Raw genomic sequence first — 16,752 nt, forward strand, 5'->3', positions numbered from 1 at the left:
CATACTAGAATCTGAGGCACGTTTTGTCTTTGTTTTACACAGGATTTGCAAAAATGAATATTGGTAAGAGTGTTTGCTGTGACAAAAATCTTGATTTTTCCTAAAGATATTCTCAAGATATCTTTATTTGTTCTTCAAAAAACCTTTTAAATACAGCGATTATAACTACTTATCAACAATTAATAGCTGAAAGGATCAACAATTATGTATCATTATGAACAAAGAGTTATGAAGAGATTAGTTTGAGTATAGGAAAGTACAGAAAGGTTGACGGTGCTTTATTCATTTTTCGGGTGTATTCTTAGGTAATCAGTTTTTGTTTTTCCGGCATTGGGTAGGGGAAGGGAGATGATCGTGACACAAGATAAAGCCCTAGCAAATGTATTTCGTCAGATGGCGACCGGGGCGTTTCCGCCAGTTGTGGAAACGTTTGAACGCAATAAAACGATCTTTTTTCCTGGAGATCCTGCCGAACGAGTTTATTTTCTTTTGAAAGGTGCTGTTAAACTTTCCAGGGTGTACGAGGCAGGAGAGGAAATAACGGTAGCGTTGCTGCGGGAAAATAGCGTTTTTGGTGTATTGTCATTGCTGACAGGAAATAAGTCGGATCGGTTTTACCATGCGGTTGCATTTACTCCTGTGGAATTACTGTCAGCGCCAATTGAACAGGTGGAGCAAGCACTCAAGGAAAATCCAGAATTATCAATGTTAATGCTGCGGGGTCTGTCTTCGCGCATTTTACAAACGGAGATGATGATTGAAACTCTCGCTCACCGAGATATGGGTTCTAGGTTGGTGAGTTTTTTGTTAATTCTTTGTCGGGATTTTGGGGTTCCTTGTGCAGATGGGATCACTATTGATCTGAAGTTATCTCATCAAGCGATCGCAGAGGCAATTGGTTCAACTCGTGTTACCGTTACTAGGCTACTGGGAGATTTGCGTGAAAAAAAGATGATTTCTATCCACAAAAAGAAGATTACTGTGCATAAACCTGTTACTTTAAGTAGGCAGTTCACATAAAAACAATTGGAGAAAGGGGAGTCGGCGCGTGTTGTATTTTGAAAGATGACACTAATAGCTAGAGGTAAATCTAAAATTGAGTAATTTCAGCTATTGCCAATTTCCACTTCTTTCCAGACAATGCTTAAAAGTAGTAGGCTGTATCTGGAAGGATTTCGGTAGCTAAAGATGACCACCGGATACATCCTCATCGCAGCAATTTTAATTCTGGGAGGCGTAATTGCCACCGTGGGCGATCGCATCGGCACACGAGTTGGCAAAGCCCGCCTCTCACTTTTTAATCTCCGTCCGAAAAAAACTGCTGTACTGGTAACGATTTTTACGGGTGGTTTGATTTCAGCATCAACATTAGGGATTTTATTTGCTGCCGACGAAGGCTTGCGAAAGGGAGTCTTTGAGTTAGAGGATATTCAAACAGACCTCAGACAGAAGCGGGAACAGTTAAAAACCGCCGAAACTCAGAAAAGTCAGGTAGAGAATGAGCTAAACCAAGCAAGAATTGCCCAAGCAAAAGCACAACAAGACTTGCAGGTAATCAATCAATACTTGCAGGCGGCGAATACCAAACAACTCCAAACACAAGCTCAGTTGAATCGCACCATTAGTCAACAAGCTCAAACTCAAACTCAACTCCAACGCACTCAAGGCCAGCTAGGTCAAGTTGTAACTCAGTACCAAAAAGCCATAGCTGAACTCCAAAGCGTTTACAATCAGAGAAAGCAGCTACAGGTGGCAGTTGAACTATTGAAGACAGAACGTCAACGACTGTACGCTGAAGCTAAAAAAGCCATTGACGAAGCCAAAACAGCTATTGTAAAACGCGATCGAGAACTTGGTAACCGCCAAAAAGCCATAGAAGCGCGCGATCAAAAAATTGCCCAACTAGATCAACTAATTCAAAAGCGTAATCTAGAAGTTGCAGCGCGAGAGCAAGTGATTGCCACACGGGAATCGCGCCTCAAAGAATTGGAAGCCCAACAAGAGCAACTAGAACTGGAAGTTGCAAGGCTGGAAAAATATTATCAGTCCTACCGCGATCTACGTCTAGGTAAACTAGCCTTAGTTCGCGGTCAAGTTCTGTCTGCTGGTGTAATTCGTGTTACCCAACCTGGTGCTGCTCGTCAGGCAGTGGTACAACTTTTACAAGAAGCCAATCGCAACGCCAACCTGGAATTAAGTGAGCCGGGTGGAAATATTGCAAATGTAGAGTTACTGCGCGTAACTCAGGATAGGATTGACCAGTTGAGCAAGCAAATTGGCGATGGTCAAGAATACGTGGTGCGAATTTTCTCGGCTGGTAATTACGTCAGGGGAGAAAAGCAGATAGAATTTTTCACCGATACAGCCCGGAATCAATTGGTTTTTTCGGGAGGTGCAGTGCTGGCTACAACTACTACCGATTCCAAAACCATGACATCCTATCAGTTACAGCAGCGCCTGGAACTACTGATTTCTGCTTCCCAATTTCGTGCGCGTAACGCCGGAATTGTCGAAAATGTGCAGGTTGATGGGACTTTTTTGCGCTTTGTCACCCAATTAAGACAGTATAATCAACCTTTGGAGATCAAAGCGATCGCCGCAGAGGACACTTATACAGCCGGGCCGTTGAGAGTAAAATTAGTGGCTATAGTTAACGGAAAAATTATTTTTAGTACTTAAAAAATTATTTTTACAGAAACACTCGGTAAGCCTAAAGCTCAGTCACAAAGCGTGCTGATATCTAAGCGACTCGTGCGGTTTTAACCGCATTCAATCTTTCGTGACCGTTGTTTTTTACACCAACTATGGTAGTATAAGATAGGGGTAAGAAGGATGCTTGTTTTTGAGTTTAAGGCTTATGGAAAATCAGCCCAGTTTACAGCAGTAGATGAGGCAATTCGGACTGCTAAGTTCATTCGTAATAGCTGTATTCGCCTATGGATGGATGTTAAAGATACAGGTAAAAACGATTTGCAGAAATATTGTGCTGTACTTGCAGCTAACTTTCCCTTTGCTAATGAACTCAATTCAATGGCTCGTCAAGCTTCTGCTGAACGAGCATGGTCTTCTATCTCTCGGTTTTATGATAACTGCAAGAAGGGCATTCCAGGTTTAAAGGCGGAAAACGGGGTCTTGGGGTCTCCCCCCCAGTCGCCACAACGGGGGGAACCCCCGCAAGGCGCTGCTCTTCAAGTAGAGCGATTTTCCAAGACAGGGTATCCTCAATTTCAAAAAGATTGCCGTTCTGTTGAATACAAAACATCAGGATGGAAGCTTGCAGATAACCGTAAATCTATAACTTTTAGCGATAAAAAGGGTATTGGAAGATTAAAACTTAAAGGTACTCGTGACTTGCACTTCTACCAAATTAATCAAATAAAACGGGTTAGATTGGTAAAACGCGCCGATGGTGTGTATGTTCAGTTTTGTATTGATGTAGACCGTTCTGAGAACATAGAACCAACTGGCAACACAGTTGGATTAGATGTTAGGTTGAAGGAATACTACACCGATTCTGATGGTGTTATGGTTGAGAATCCTAAGTTTCTTCGCAAGGGCGCTCATGTTCTCAAACGTTTGGGGCGGCGTGTTTCCAGAAGGGTAAAAGGTTCAAAAAACAGAGGTAAGGCTAAACAGATTTTCGGGTTACGCCACCTCAAAATAAGTAGGCAACGTAAAGACCATGCTGTGAAATTAGCACGGTGCGTAATTCAGTCTAACGACTTGATAGCCTATGAAGATTTGAGGATTAAAAATATGGTGAAAAATCATTGTTTAGCCAAGTCTATTAATGACGCATCTTGGTATCAGTTTCGTGTCTGGATTGAGTACTTTGGTAAAGTATTTTTAAGAGTCACGGTTGCGGTTAATCCGCAATATACTAGCCAAGAATGCTCTAGCTGTGGGGAAGTTGTGAAGAAAACACTATCAACTCGAACCCATGCTTGCAAGTGTGGGTGTGTGATGGATAGAGACGAAAATGCAGCTAGAAATATCCTTAGTCGGGGATTGGGTACGGTAGGGCATACCGGAACCTTTGCGCTAGACGCTCTTCCCTGCTTTAGGAGATAAGCCCTCTACTCTTGTTGGAGTAATCCAGCAGCAGCAAGTCATATCTTTGATTAAAGAATCTTAGTGTCTTTAGACCTGAGAGTGTCAAACTAAGATTTAAACATATTTGAACAGCAGCTAAAATGCTTACTGTAATTGCATTTCTTAATTCTGAATTTTGAATTTTGAATTTATTATGAATTTCCGTGAATTTTCACCAACGCAACCAGTCATTTTGGGGTTTGATCCAGGTCGAGATAAGTGTGGTTTAGCGGTGATGGGACTGGATCGGCAACTGTATTATCATCAGGTCGTGCTAGCAAAAGAGGCGATCGCTACCATTGAAACACTGCGTCAAAAGTTTCCCATCTCTTTGATGGTCATGGGCGACCAAACTACAGCCAAGCAGTGGAGACAGCAATTATATCAGGAATTGACAGAACCTCTGAGTATTATTTTAGTGGATGAGCGCTACACAACTTTAGAAGCCCGCGATCGCTATTGGCAAATGTACCCACCCAAAGGGCTAATAAAGCTATTGCCAAAGGGTCTGCGACAGCCACCAAGACCGATAGATGACATTGTTGCCATCCTCTTAATCGAAAGATACTTAAATCGCCTCACTGAATCAGCAGTCAACCAATTTTAAATTTTGGATTTTGGATTTTGGATTGAAGAAAAAATCTAAAATCTAAAATCTAAAATCCAAAATTGAATCGCTCCTAACTTTTAAAGTTCCGCCCGAATAGTAAAAGCATAGTCTCCTCCAGGCTCTAGCTGGTAATCTTGTTGCTCTAAGAATCGACCGAGGGGTTCTTTGATTAAGGCGCGGCCTTGGGAAGGTTTGACGGCAAGTTCTCCCCGGCGAAAATGCCACTGGAAATGCCACTCAAACTCACCCGCATTCACTTCACCTTCAAGGAAGCCGTGTTGCCAGGATTGGCGGGTAATTCTGACATGGGCAATGGTTTCTGGCAGACGTTTTGCACTCACAATGCTTTATGTCAAGTGTAGAATAACAGCCGATCATGTAGGCTACTTATTTTATTTACCGGAATTAATGGGTTTAAAGCCCCGTCGTTCTACAACGACTTTTGTTCTATTAGTGATCGAAGAAACTCCCTTATGATATCTGTTTTGGTTCGCTTTGATTTTTTTGCATATCGCTCAAGGGCTTTCATCTCTTCTTGGGAAACTCTAACGTGCAACTGTTTTTCAAGCATCTTGTGTACCAATGTGCTACACTAATTATAGTGGAAAGGTAATCAACCACTTAAAAAACCTAGCCGTCGAAAGACAAAGCGCTGAACCTTGACAATTGAATCTAGGCGGTTCTACTGCATTGTTCTAGTTTCCTCCTAGCAGTAGGTAAAAGATTCATAGGAGCTAGACAACTCAGAATTTTGAGACTATTTGTTTCAAACTAAACAGGACTTGCAGCAATGCAACTAGGGTAGGGCATACCCGAAGTAACGCTTGGGGAGAGCCTCACCTCTGGCTTAGACGACGCAAGGAATCTAAGCTAAGTGATCTCATTGAGCCAAGAATCCCCGTCGATTTATCGCGGGGAGTGTCAACAAACATAGCTTAATTAGACAAACCGATAAAGTCAGTAGTCCGAAAAATTCTACGATCGCTAAAAAATGGTAGTCTGTGATACCGTTTATTCAGGAATGTACAAAAGCCGATTTCTAGAGATAAATTATAAGCTGAACTTATAAAACAGTTTCAAAGCAACTAAAAGCAACCAGATGGCAAGTAAATCTTTCATGGTTGCGGTCTACTACTTGACATAAAAATTCAAGCATCTGTTTGAGGGTAATTTATAGATGAGAAAAAACTTGACTAGAACTTCTTTTTGATGGGCATTAACGATGCATAGGTTATTTCATGCTTTTCTTAATTATCCTGCGATCATAAATAGACTATGCTGATTTATATTGCTTTTCTTGGATATCAAAACGCAGAATATTTTCTAGTGGATGCTCGATAATTTTGTTACCACGCCAGCTTTTACGTTCGATAAATACCTTATCAATACTTTTATAGAAGGTGCAGATAGTTACAGGTGATGTGGCAAAATAAGCAGCGATCGCCATAATAATCAATATAAATAAACTTAAGAAAAATAGATAATTACGCTGATTCTGGTGCACTAATAGGGAAGTTTGCCCAGAGTTGATGAAATCGTTGATTTTAAAGGCAATTTCCTGATTCTCTTGATAGCTAACATGTGACAGCAGGGCAAAGTCTCCAAATGGATTCACAATCATAACTTGATAGGTTTTGCTCCCTTTGCTACCAGCCTTTGTAAGAACGTATGCTTCCTGGAGATCAAACATTTTAAGTTTCTCCATACTTCCCAGCAAATTAAACCGCTTGAATTCACAGTTAATTTGGTTTGGTGAGATGCGAACGCAAGTTATTTTAACTGAAGCAGAATCAAAAACTAAGCAGTAAATCAAAAAGCTTAAACAGACAGTAAAAATGCACCACCCACTAAACCAATATCCGAGTGGTCGATGCTTTAGCTGTAATCTGGTACGCGTTTCCTCTACAATTTTCATCTGTAGTTGTATATAGAATATTTAACCCCTGAGTAGAGTATTCCCCTCGTAGCCCATTTACTGATCATCAAATCTAAGTACTAGGGAAGATTTCTGATGAATCGCTAAAAAAGCTTTGGCTAACTGATGGATAATTGGGGCAGAAAGCTATAGCTAGAAGCATGGAAACCAAACAGCTAGGAAAAACTGGTATATTTGTGAGTGCGATTGGTTTGGGTGGTATGCCCATGTCAATTTCTAATCGCCCTCCCGAATCGCAATCAATCCAAGTTATTCATCGTGCCTTGGAGTTGGGTATTACATTTATTGACACTGCCGATTCTTACTGCAAAGATGAGTCAGATAAGCACCACAACGAGCGGCTAATTCACAAAGCACTTAGTAGTTACAAAGGCGATGTTAGCCAAGTAATTGTGGCAACTAAGGGCGGGTTGATGCGTCCCAATGGTAGCTGGACAAGTAACGGCAACCCAGAACATTTACGCCAAACAATTCGAGTCAGTTTTGAGGCGTTGGGTGGTGCTAAACCCATCGATGTTTGGCAATACCATTCTCCCGATACTAATTACACCATTGAAGAATCTCTTGCGCCAGTTAAAGAAGCAGTGGAAGCTGGTTTGATTCGGTTTGTGGGAGTTTCTAATTTTTCCGTTGAACAAATTAAGCGATCGCGGGATATTGTGGATATTATCTCGGTGCAGAATCAATACAGCCTTTGGCAACGACAGCCAGAAAATGACGGCGTGTTGAAGTATTGCGAACAGCAAGGATTGACCTTTTTGCCTTGGAGTCCCTTTGGTGGTAGGCGTCGCCATCAGGACTTGCAAGATATCCCTGCGATCGCTCAGTTAGCTAAAGAAAAAGGCGTGTCGGTGTATAACATCGTCTTGGCGTGGTTGCGTTCCAAGTCCCCCGCTATTTTGCCAATTCCTGGTGCTAGCAAGGTTTCCAGCATTGAAGACTCAGTACAAGCTATCAATGTGAAACTATCTGATGAAGAAGTGCAAAAAATTGATCGAGCAACTTAATTTCATCAGTTCGTAGTCTGTACTGTCTTCGCTACAGCGCAAACTACGAACAATCTTTACCCATCAGTTATTCATTGATATACCAGAGTTAAAATATTGAATACAGTCTTTTATCATGGGTTGGTAGTAATGCTATGACGCTTCAAAGGTTGGAACCAGAACTACTTGCCTTAACGCCAAACGAGAAAGCACAGGCGATTCAAATACTAGCTCAAAGTTTAGGCAATCCTTGGCGGGGAATTGAGAAAATTCCAGGGGTATGTGGTGGCGATGCGTGTATTACAGCAACCCGTATTCCTGTTTGGGTATTAGTTAATGCTCGGAATTTGGGTATTAGCGAAGCTCAACTTTTGAAAGACTATCCAACTCTATCTGCAACTGATTTAACCAACGCTTGGGTTTATGCCACTGTACACCCAGAGGAAATCGCAACAGCCATTAAGGAGAATGAAGAAGACTAATGGCTCGTTTGTATGCAGATGAACAGTTTCCTTATCAGGTTGTGGAGTATTTACGTGATTTGGGGCATGATGTTCTTACTGTCCAAGAAGCAGGAAACGCTAATTTAAAAATTCCTGATGACGAAGTTCTTGCATTTGCAAGTAGCAATGAGCGAGTTATTTTAACCTTAAATCGCAGAGACTTCTGCAGGTTGAGAAAGATATTTTAAAAATAGAAGTCGGAAATCCGACGATTTGGTTAATGAATATTTTGCAAACAGAGGAAGAAAACAATGAAACCGACGGAAATTAGACAGCAAGGATATAAAGCCCTAATTGATGCTTTAGGGGTAGCAGGAACGCTGAGATTTTTACAGCAGTTAGAAGTGGGCTATGGTGACTATACCAAAGAACATCATCAATGGCTCGATCAACTCACAATAAATGACTTTCGTAACTATTAGGACTTACGCAAAATATCTCTCAAACTCTGATTTCTCCGTGTCCTCTGCGCCTCTGCGGTTCGTTATTCCGTAACTCGTGCGTAAGTCCTAACTATGTTAAACAAAAAAAAGTTGAATAAAAATAACAATAACATCATTATATTTACTTATCTGAGAATCCCACCCTTTCAAGGGGTGGGAGGATGTCAATTTGTCTGCTGTTTCTAAACTTGCAAACACAATAATTTGTGAAAGTTGTTCCAGGGATGCCTGCATGATTAGCCTTAGATTGCAAAGGCTGGACGATGATCAATCCAAGGGTTAGCCGCTTCTAATTGTGCTGCTAGGCTGATGAGTGTGGCTTCAGCCGCAGGTTTACCAATTAGCTGCACACTCATGGGTAAACCCTTACTATCAAAACCTACAGGAATTGCGATCGCAGGTTGTCCAGTTGCATTAGCAGGCGGACAAGGGGCAACCCATTGAATAATATTTTGGAATGTCTCTTCTGGACTCAGCGAAGCCCATTCCCCAACCATGATCGGTGAATGTAGATAAACTGGCAATACCAGCACATCCACGGTATCGAAAAACGCCACAATCTGCCGTGCCACTATCTGCATTTGAGAAACTGCTTGCAGGTACTCGGCAACAGAACCTGTGCGTGCAAATAGCCAGCGATTCACTGGTTGCAAGGCTTCAACAGGAAGTCCCGACGCAGCTACCCCAGCTTGCCAGACGATTTGAAATGGTTCAATTAAACCGCTAAAATCTGGGGATTTCTGTTCAACTTGGTGGCCGAGTTGTTCTAATAACTCGACTGTTTGGCGGACACCTTGCTGACAGTTGGCGTCAGCTTCTCCCAAAGGAGAAATGTTAGTGTCAAAGGCAATTCGCAAAGCACCGAGTTTTGTCTGAGTGGCGGCGAGAAATGATGGTTCGGGATCTGGCAACCAGTAAGGATCGCCTGTGACATAGCCAGAGATGGTATCCAAAAGGGCAGCAGCATCAGCGACAGTCCGGGCGATCGGGCCGTTGGCGGCAATTCCAGCTAGGCGTTCGCCTACGGGTGCTTTACTCACCCTGCCCCTAGATGGTTTTAGTCCCACCAAACCACAACAAGCCGCAGGCCCCCGAATTGAACCACCGCCATCAGAACCTTGAGCGATCGCACATAATCCGGCTGCTACCGCCGCCGCCGCGCCACCACTGGAACCGCCAGGGGTATATTCTAAATTCCAGGGATTTCTGGCTGGGGGAAAACCCGTAGGTTCGCTGTAAGGTAATGAACCTAATTCGGAAGTGGCTGTTTTACCGAGAATAGTAAATCCAGCTTGCTTAATCCGGGTCACAACCCCATCATCATAGTTAGGGACATTGTTCAGTAATGCCGGATTACCATAAGTACAGGTAACACCTGCTACAGCGTTGAGGTCTTTAATGGAAATCGGCACACCAAAAAATGGCGGTAGTTCTGAGGTAGTTGTCAATAATTCGGTTTTGGCTTTGGCATCTGCGATCGCTAATTCTGCCGTCACCGTAAAATAACTTCCTAATTGGGGATTCAACTGCCCAATCCGTTCTAAATATATTTCCACCAACTCTAGCGGTGATACTTCCCGGCGACGGATTAATTGCGCCAACTCTAGCGCTGGGGTAAATGCTAAATCAACTTCATTCATACGTTAGTGAATGGGTAATTTTGTCTTTCTCTGGGATTTTAAAACTTAAATTGTTACTTTAGCAGGATTTCCGGGAACTATACATTTTATGGCTCCTGAGATTTGTGACTCAACTAGGATGCTCAGATGCAATAGGCGTGGTTACGGTCTTGCTCAAGCCATTTTAATTGTTTCGCATAAACTTTCGACAAATCCTTAAGGGGTATTTATGGCTAACCTAGAAGTACTTGTGAGTGAATTGCCAACACTGATTCAGAGTCTAAAACTGACTATTGGCAATTCTAATCAAATCACCGAACAAATTATCCTGATCAATAATGCTCAGGAACAACTACGGAATCTTAAAAAATTAATTGCTCAGGAATTGAAATTTGATCGCATCAAAAATTCGGCGATCGCTACACTTTTTCAAATCGATACAGCAGCTAGTTTGTTTGTACTTAATGTGGGATTAGTAGATCCAGCGATCGCAGAAAAATTTGGCCACTCAGAAACTAAAATTTCATTAAATGATTTACAATCAAAAATTGATGACTGGATTGAATGGGGTTATTTTTTGCAGGCAATTGCTGCTGATATTCTCAGTGATGTTCAGTTGGTTAATCAACTAAATTCTGATATTAATCATCTCAGCCTCACCGCCAATTTCCAGCGAATTGCTGAAAGCTTAAAGATTAACTTAGACTTAGGCAACTCTCATATTTTACAACGTCAAATTCAAAAAATTAGCAACTATCAAAATGATTTATTACACTTACAGCAGCAATTAAATTATATTTTTAATGCTATTAAAAGTAGTCATAGCTTATTGAATATTTTATTAGGCGTGTCTGCTTTCTATGGTAAATCTAGTTTCGCCTTAGAGTGGTTAGATGATGACCATGAATTAATTATATCGAGTGAGGGAAAATTTCAAGAGTTTACAGATATTCTTAATGATTGTGATTTTTTCCAAGAACAACTTCCTACTTTAATTATTCAGAATGACACTTTAAGGGAACAGGCAGAAGAAGCTCTCAAAAAGATTGAACAAGAAAGTATTAAGGAAGCAATTATTACTCAGCAAGTAGAAGTAGTACCAAAGTTTTCGACACAAAAAATAGTACGTTCGGCTTTGTTTATAGCCTCAAGTTTATTAATCTTAACTTTTGGTGGTTGGAAAATTAAAGAGCAAATTCCACAATTGCAGCAGATGAGTCTAAGTTTTACTCAAGAAAGAAGTGCGCTCGCCAAGTTTAAATCTGCTCAAAAACTCGGCATGGAGGCTGCTTCTCTGGTTCAAAATCCACCGCATCCTTTAAAAGTCTGGCAACAAGCACAAAACAAATGGCAACAGGCAATAATCTTGTTAGATAGCATTCCCGATCAAAGATCAGTTAATGACAGGGCAAAGAATAAATTAGCTTACTATCAGATTAACTCTAAATATATCAGTCAAAGAGTGTTAATTGAAAAGAAAGCTATAGCAAACTTAAAATCAGCCCAAAAGCTAGCTATAGAAACTAATTTATTGGTGCAAAATTCACCTCATTCACGACTAATTCGGCAGGAAGCAAAAGATAAATGGAAGCAAGCAATCAATTTATTAGAAGCGATTCCAGAGAGTACGTTTGTCTCTATACAAGCTAAAGAAATACTTCCTATTTATAAAACTAACTATGCGGCTATATAGCGTTTCCTAATCACATGAGTTACATCATAGCTCCCTCTCGAAGAGCGGGGAGGGGGTTGGGGGTGGGGTTCTTGTACGTTACTCAATCGAGAACCGCTATAAGTCAAATATAGCGCTTCCCGCTATTATGCAATACAGTTTTTCTTCTTGCCCCTCTCCTAGCATAGCTTTCAGCTTTGAGGATGTACCTTATAGCTGCCGGAAGTGCTGTATAGTGTTTATCATTCAGATGAGTGTCAAGTTTAAATTGATGAGTAAGTAAGTTCGTAGTAAGGACTAACAATTACACCTGAGAACGGTCAGTCAAAATCTCATAACCAGCCTCTGTCACCAACACTGTATGCTCAAACTGAGCCGACAAAGAATTATCCACAGTGACTGCTGTCCAACGGTCAGATAATGTCCGCGTCTGTCTAGAACCCGCATTTAAAATTGGCTCAATTGCCAATGTCATCCCCGCACGCAGTTTAACATTTGGCATCTCGCGGGTACGGTAGTTGAATACTGAAGGTTCTTCATGCAGATTACGACCGACACCGTGTCCCGTGAACTCTTCAACTATACTAAAACCGTTAGCTTTCACATGGTCTTCAATTGCTCCAGCTAAGTCAAGTAGGTATACACCAGCCTTTACTTGTTCAATCCCCTTATATAAAGCTTCTTCGGCGACGCGAATTAATTTAGCAGCTTCTTGCGTCACTTCACCGACAGCAATTGAAATGCAAGAATCACCATGAAAGCCTTGGTAATAAGCGCCCGTATCTACTTTTAATACATCCCCCACGCGAATTACTTTCTTAGGACTAGGAATGCCATGTACTGCTTCATTGTTAATGCTGGAGCAGATAGAACCTGGAAAACCGTGATATCCTTTAAAACTGGGTGTTGCACCCATTTCGCGGATACGTTTTTCTGCATAAGCATCCAAATCAGCCGTTGTCATTCCTGGCTTTACTAGCTCGGAAATTTCTTTGAGGACAGTTGCTACAATTCTCGCTGATTCCCGCATGATTTCAATTTCACGCGGCGATTTAATTTCAATTCCTCGGCGTTGTTTTTTCGCAGTTCCAGGCTGAGTTGTTTGAGAAAGTAAGTTACTGAAAATGTTCATAGGAAATTAATAATTACTGGTGGCTCTGCCGCTTAAGTATCAATGCTTTCTCTAGATTACTTGAGAAATAATATCTATAATTTAAGTTATTTTAATCCCTGATCGGGATTCTTCGAGTTTAGCCGCTAATGTATATAGAATAACATATTCGCCTACTCCTGAGGTGTTGGACTTGAATCAAAAGCGCCATAACTTATTTTTCGCTGCACACTATGGGACTTAGTACAGCTTTGGGTAAAATCGTGGGGAATTGAGGGTTGGAATTTTAACGCAGAGGCACGCAGAGGAGCGCGGAGAATTCGCTACTGCTCAATTCTTTAATTTTTAATTCTTGATGGCAATCCCTCCAGTCATACCTGCTTCCGTATGTCCCGGTATTGAACAACGTAAGCCATAAGTGCCAGATTTCAGGGGCACAAATACCCATTCTGCCTCAGCACCCGGCTTGAGTTCCAGTTCGTGAATGGCTCCTTTTATTTCTACTTTGCCTGCTTCAACTTTTTGTGTCCAGATGCCATCGGCAAAATCTTTAGCAGTAAAATAGTGCTTCAGTTGGCTGGGATTGGTAAGCTGTAGTTGATAGCGTTTGCCAGCGAATAATTCCAGATGATTTGGCTCAAACTTGAGTTCGTTAGCCTCATTACCCAAGCTAACTGTAATTTCTGTGGCTGGTTGCTTGAGCAAATCGCCAGACAAATTTGCCGCTATTGCTGGAGTAGCAAGGATGAAATTTAGTCCCAGGAGCAAGGTTAATATCACGTAGTTGCGACGTAATATTTGCAACCAAGCAGTAGTGGGTAAATTAACAGATGTAATTACAATTTGATATAAATGGTTGTAAATTTTCATCGGTAGTTCTCAAAAGGCAATGCTAGTGAGCAGGAATAATTAATCGGTAGCGGGAAAAAAACTTTACCCATTCTTTATATTATCCATGCCCAATGGCAATTTCTACCTAATGCTTTTTTCTGGTGAGACAGATGGCCCAGCAGTGACGACCACGATTTGATCTGGGTGGAGTAACTCACGAGCCGCTTGGTTAACTTGGTCAAGGGTGACTTTCTGGATTTTATCAGTGAAGGAGTGCAATTCTACTTTATCTAGTTCATACACCTCATTCATCAGAATTCTATCGGTTAATTCTTCTGGGTTTGCCAGGGAAACGTTGTAGTTGCTGATGAGGGTGCGTTTAGCTGTTTCTACTTCCAGTGCGGTGACGCCTTGTTGATGAATTTGCTGTAAGATTTGGCGGGTGCTAGCGATCGCTTTAGTGCTATCTTCTGGACTAGTCTGCATCTCAATCACAAATGTCCCGGCATTCTTCCCGGCTTGGAAGTAGCTATAAATTCCATAACTCAAACCTTGGCGATCGCGCACTTCTGCACCCAGTCTACTAGATAAGGTATCGCCTCCCAAAATCTGGTTTAATACTAAGGCTGCATGAAACCGAGGATCATAACGGTTAATACCTGTGCAACCCATATATGTCACAGCTTGGGTTTTACCTGGTAAAACTGGGTTGACACTCACTATTTTCTCCGGCATTGATACCGGGGGATATTTTAATCTGGGTGCTTGGCCGCTAACTTCCCAGTTACCAAACTCATTTTTAATCAGCGATCGCACTTTGTCCAGATCAAAATCTCCTACCAGCGCTAGCACTGTCGTGTCTGGACGATAATGTTTAGCTTTGAAATCAATCACATCCTGGCGCTGAATCTGCTGTAAACTCTCCTCTGTAGGAAAAGTATGTAAGGGATGTTTTTTCGGGTAAATTGACTGAACAAATATTCTTCTGGCTACTTCTGATGGCTCATCTAATTCATGTTGCAGATCAGTTAAAGTTTGTTGGCGATGCAGTTCCAATTCTTTTATTGGAAAGGTACAATTTTTAACAACATCTGCCAATATCTCCAGGAGTATCGGCAAATCCTCTGCTAAACTATCACCCTCAATATGCACACCTTCGCGGTAGCTTTGAAAGTCTAAACTCGCTCCTCGTTCTGCCAAGACTTTGGCAATAGTTAAGACATCCTTACTATTAGTGCCATGTAGCAAATTCTCTGCTACAAAAGCAGCCAATCCAGCTTGATTATCTGGATCAAATTCCGTCCCGGCCTGAATGTGTCCGCTCAGGGTAACGGTAGGAGTACTATGATCTCTTAACAGTAATATCCGCAGTCCGTTGGTAAATTTAAATTGCTGTGGTAGGATTTGGGCGATGTCTTCTCTACGAGAGCCTTTGCCAACTACGGCAAGCAACGCATCTGTAGCCAAATCCACAGGTGGTAAGTATTTCATCACCTCAGAAAAAAGCACAGGTGCTACAGGTGAGAAATTTTCTGTCGTATGGGCTGAGTCTGGTTTGTCACCAACTTCTGTTATCTGCTTCTGGGTTGGTTCAAAAAAGCCTATTGTCCGGGCTTCTTTTGTCAAGTATTTGTTAATCACAGCGACAATATCCGTCGGCTTCACCAGACGGACAGCCGCCAAATAGCGGTCTGTGTAGCGATAATCACCCGTAGTTGTCTGATCATTGCCCAATCGCATTGCTTGGGAGGTGATATCACGGTTACTTAAAATTACATCTGCCGTTAATTGGGTTTTGGCTCGTTCAACTTCCTCAGATGTCACGCCTTTTTCTGCTACATTAGCGATCGCGCTACTCAACACTGAGTCAATTTTTTTCAAATCTTGTTTAGATCCAGCCGTTACCAACACCTCATACCAGCCAGATTCTCGCAAACTGGTGACGGATGCTGTAACTTCATTAGCTAAACCTGACTCCACCAATGCCTGATGAAGTCTAGAATTCCGTCCCTCAGTGAAGATGTAATCCATCACATCCAACGCCGGCACATCCGGTTGATTTGCATCCGGTAGCGGATACACAACTTGTAACAGTCGTCCTGCTCCCGGTTCTCGTAATACTATCGGGGATGAGGGGGATGAGGGGGATGAGGGGGATGAGGGGGAAATAACTCCTGCCTCCTGTCTCTTCGGTAGCTTGCCAAATACTTCTTTAATTGTTTCGAGGGTGTTTGCAGTTTGAAAATCTCCAACAATCACTAAGACGGCATTATCGGGAGTGTAAAAATTGCGGTAATATTTCTGTACCTGCTCAACTTTAAATTTTTCGACATCGGCTTTGGTGCCACCTACAGGCAACCCATAAGCATGATTGGGAAACACCGCCTGCATGACAGCACGATTCAGGCGATATTCTGGGCTATTCTCGTAACCTTGCAACTCCGAAATTACTACCCGCTTCTCACTCGCTAATTGCTCTGGCTCAATCTGGGAATTTTGCATTCTGTCTGCTTCCAGCACTAAGAGCGCTTTCAGCTTGTTTCGTTCCACAGTACCGTAATATGCAGTTTGGTCATAGCTGGTGAAAGCATTGGAATCACTACCTAAAGCACTAAACAAACGTCCAAATTGAATCGGACGATTTAGAGTGCCTTTAAACATCATGTGTTCCAACTGGTGGGCAATGCCATTCACGCCCGGTTCTTCGTTGCGTGAGCCAACCTGATACCACACCTGCACCGTCACTACTGGCGCAGTATGCACTTCTTTTGTCAGGACAGTTAGGCCATTCTCCAGTACTGTCTTGCGGACATTTTCTGTCAGTGTTGAGGACATTATTCTTTTTATTAGCAAGGTTGACTGGTATTTTTATTTGTTAGATTTTGTTAGATGTAATTGCATATTATAGGAATCATATTTGATTTTTGAAATTATTTGCGTAGACAGGGA

The 16,752-nt window shown here is 42.0% G+C and carries 14 protein-coding genes and 2 pseudogenes; 9 read left to right on the forward strand and 7 right to left on the reverse strand.

What is annotated here, in order from left to right; translation table 11 throughout:
* The first annotated feature begins 348 nt into the window (after positions 1–348).
* The 4 genes and pseudogenes from ntcA to V7L05_RS16155 all read left to right on the forward strand — a co-directional run bounded on the left by ntcA (position 349) and on the right by V7L05_RS16155 (position 4,699).
* A complete protein-coding gene (ntcA, locus tag V7L05_RS16140; protein ID WP_010998529.1) occupies positions 349–1,020 on the forward strand; it encodes a global nitrogen regulator NtcA in 672 nt (223 codons plus the stop codon).
* Between the two features lie 168 nt (positions 1,021–1,188).
* Positions 1,189–2,679, forward strand: coding sequence for a DUF3084 domain-containing protein (locus V7L05_RS16145; protein WP_335165412.1), 1,491 nt, complete (start codon positions 1,189–1,191; stop codon positions 2,677–2,679).
* A 153-nt stretch (positions 2,680–2,832) separates the two neighbouring features.
* A pseudogene (locus V7L05_RS16150) lies at positions 2,833–4,135 on the forward strand (RNA-guided endonuclease InsQ/TnpB family protein).
* A 111-nt stretch (positions 4,136–4,246) separates the two neighbouring features.
* On the forward strand, positions 4,247–4,699 hold the full coding sequence (locus V7L05_RS16155) for a Holliday junction resolvase RuvX (protein ID WP_335165414.1): 453 nt from the start codon (positions 4,247–4,249) through the stop codon (positions 4,697–4,699).
* Positions 4,700–4,779: 80 nt separating this feature from the next.
* On the opposite strand, the gene V7L05_RS16160 is transcribed toward V7L05_RS16155, so the two are convergent.
* The 3 genes from V7L05_RS16160 to V7L05_RS16170 all read right to left on the reverse strand — a co-directional run bounded on the left by V7L05_RS16160 (position 4,780) and on the right by V7L05_RS16170 (position 6,392).
* Positions 4,780–5,043, reverse strand: a complete 264-nt coding sequence (locus V7L05_RS16160; protein WP_118171445.1) for a DUF3146 family protein — start codon at positions 5,041–5,043, stop codon at positions 4,780–4,782.
* A gap of 89 nt (positions 5,044–5,132) precedes the next feature.
* Positions 5,133–5,273 carry a ribbon-helix-helix protein, CopG family gene (locus tag V7L05_RS16165; RefSeq protein WP_335165416.1) on the reverse strand — a complete coding sequence of 47 codons (141 nt, stop codon included), beginning with the start codon at positions 5,271–5,273 and terminating at the stop codon, positions 5,133–5,135.
* 702 nt (positions 5,274–5,975) lie between these two features.
* Positions 5,976–6,392, reverse strand: coding sequence for a hypothetical protein (locus V7L05_RS16170; RefSeq protein WP_335165418.1), 417 nt, complete (start codon positions 6,390–6,392; stop codon positions 5,976–5,978).
* A 386-nt stretch (positions 6,393–6,778) separates the two neighbouring features.
* Between V7L05_RS16170 and V7L05_RS16175 the strand changes: the two genes are divergently transcribed.
* From V7L05_RS16175 to V7L05_RS16190, 4 genes and pseudogenes are all read left to right on the forward strand, one after another.
* On the forward strand, positions 6,779–7,645 hold the full coding sequence (locus V7L05_RS16175) for an aldo/keto reductase (RefSeq protein WP_335165419.1): 867 nt from the start codon (positions 6,779–6,781) through the stop codon (positions 7,643–7,645).
* Positions 7,646–7,779: 134 nt separating this feature from the next.
* Positions 7,780–8,106 (forward strand): DUF433 domain-containing protein, encoded by a 327-nt coding sequence (locus tag V7L05_RS16180; protein ID WP_334906336.1) that lies wholly within the window; start codon positions 7,780–7,782, stop codon positions 8,104–8,106.
* Positions 8,106–8,306 (forward strand): annotated as a pseudogene (locus V7L05_RS16185) (DUF5615 family PIN-like protein); the annotation flags it as partial. The gene V7L05_RS16180 and the pseudogene V7L05_RS16185, both read left to right, overlap by 1 nt.
* 72 nt (positions 8,307–8,378) lie before the next feature.
* Complete coding sequence (locus V7L05_RS16190) at positions 8,379–8,549, forward strand: hypothetical protein (protein ID WP_335165421.1); 171 nt, start codon at positions 8,379–8,381, stop codon at positions 8,547–8,549.
* A 263-nt stretch (positions 8,550–8,812) separates the two neighbouring features.
* Here V7L05_RS16190 and V7L05_RS16195 read toward each other — a convergent pair whose 3' ends face one another.
* Positions 8,813–10,210 (reverse strand): amidase, encoded by a 1,398-nt coding sequence (locus V7L05_RS16195; RefSeq protein WP_335165423.1) that lies wholly within the window; start codon positions 10,208–10,210, stop codon positions 8,813–8,815.
* Between the two features lie 208 nt (positions 10,211–10,418).
* Between V7L05_RS16195 and V7L05_RS16200 the strand changes: the two genes are divergently transcribed.
* On the forward strand, positions 10,419–11,882 hold the full coding sequence (locus tag V7L05_RS16200) for a hypothetical protein (RefSeq protein WP_335165425.1): 1,464 nt from the start codon (positions 10,419–10,421) through the stop codon (positions 11,880–11,882).
* Positions 11,883–12,165: 283 nt separating this feature from the next.
* On the opposite strand, the gene map is transcribed toward V7L05_RS16200, so the two are convergent.
* The 3 genes from map to V7L05_RS16215 all read right to left on the reverse strand — a co-directional run bounded on the left by map (position 12,166) and on the right by V7L05_RS16215 (position 16,656).
* Positions 12,166–12,993: a type I methionyl aminopeptidase gene (gene map / locus V7L05_RS16205; protein WP_335165426.1), complete on the reverse strand. Its 828-nt coding sequence runs from the start codon at positions 12,991–12,993 to the stop codon at positions 12,166–12,168.
* Between the two features lie 324 nt (positions 12,994–13,317).
* Positions 13,318–13,842: a cupredoxin domain-containing protein gene (locus V7L05_RS16210; RefSeq protein WP_335165427.1), complete on the reverse strand. Its 525-nt coding sequence runs from the start codon at positions 13,840–13,842 to the stop codon at positions 13,318–13,320.
* A gap of 102 nt (positions 13,843–13,944) precedes the next feature.
* Positions 13,945–16,656 carry a M16 family metallopeptidase gene (locus V7L05_RS16215; RefSeq protein ID WP_442937116.1) on the reverse strand — a complete coding sequence of 904 codons (2,712 nt, stop codon included), beginning with the start codon at positions 16,654–16,656 and terminating at the stop codon, positions 13,945–13,947.
* Positions 16,657–16,752: the final 96 nt, after the last annotated feature.

This window comes from Nostoc sp. (assembly GCF_036917755.1).
Taxonomy (GTDB): domain Bacteria; phylum Cyanobacteriota; class Cyanobacteriia; order Cyanobacteriales; family Nostocaceae; genus Nostoc.

Excerpts from the sequence above, each read along its gene's own strand:
- V7L05_RS16210 (WP_335165427.1), bottom strand. The coding sequence starts at position 13,842 with ATGAAAATTTACAACCATTTATATCAAATTGTAATTACATCTGTTAAT.
- V7L05_RS16145 (WP_335165412.1), top strand. The coding sequence starts at position 1,189 with ATGACCACCGGATACATCCTCATCGCAGCAATTTTAATTCTGGGAGGC.
- V7L05_RS16180 (WP_334906336.1), top strand. The coding sequence starts at position 7,780 with ATGACGCTTCAAAGGTTGGAACCAGAACTACTTGCCTTAACGCCAAAC.
- map (WP_335165426.1), bottom strand. The coding sequence starts at position 12,993 with ATGAACATTTTCAGTAACTTACTTTCTCAAACAACTCAGCCTGGAACT.
- V7L05_RS16190 (WP_335165421.1), top strand. The coding sequence starts at position 8,379 with ATGAAACCGACGGAAATTAGACAGCAAGGATATAAAGCCCTAATTGAT.
- V7L05_RS16155 (WP_335165414.1), top strand. The coding sequence starts at position 4,247 with ATGAATTTCCGTGAATTTTCACCAACGCAACCAGTCATTTTGGGGTTT.
- V7L05_RS16170 (WP_335165418.1), bottom strand. The coding sequence starts at position 6,392 with ATGTTTGATCTCCAGGAAGCATACGTTCTTACAAAGGCTGGTAGCAAA.
- V7L05_RS16195 (WP_335165423.1), bottom strand. The coding sequence starts at position 10,210 with ATGAATGAAGTTGATTTAGCATTTACCCCAGCGCTAGAGTTGGCGCAA.
- V7L05_RS16175 (WP_335165419.1), top strand. The coding sequence starts at position 6,779 with ATGGAAACCAAACAGCTAGGAAAAACTGGTATATTTGTGAGTGCGATT.
- V7L05_RS16165 (WP_335165416.1), bottom strand. The coding sequence starts at position 5,273 with ATGCTTGAAAAACAGTTGCACGTTAGAGTTTCCCAAGAAGAGATGAAA.
- V7L05_RS16200 (WP_335165425.1), top strand. The coding sequence starts at position 10,419 with ATGGCTAACCTAGAAGTACTTGTGAGTGAATTGCCAACACTGATTCAG.
- ntcA (WP_010998529.1), top strand. The coding sequence starts at position 349 with ATGATCGTGACACAAGATAAAGCCCTAGCAAATGTATTTCGTCAGATG.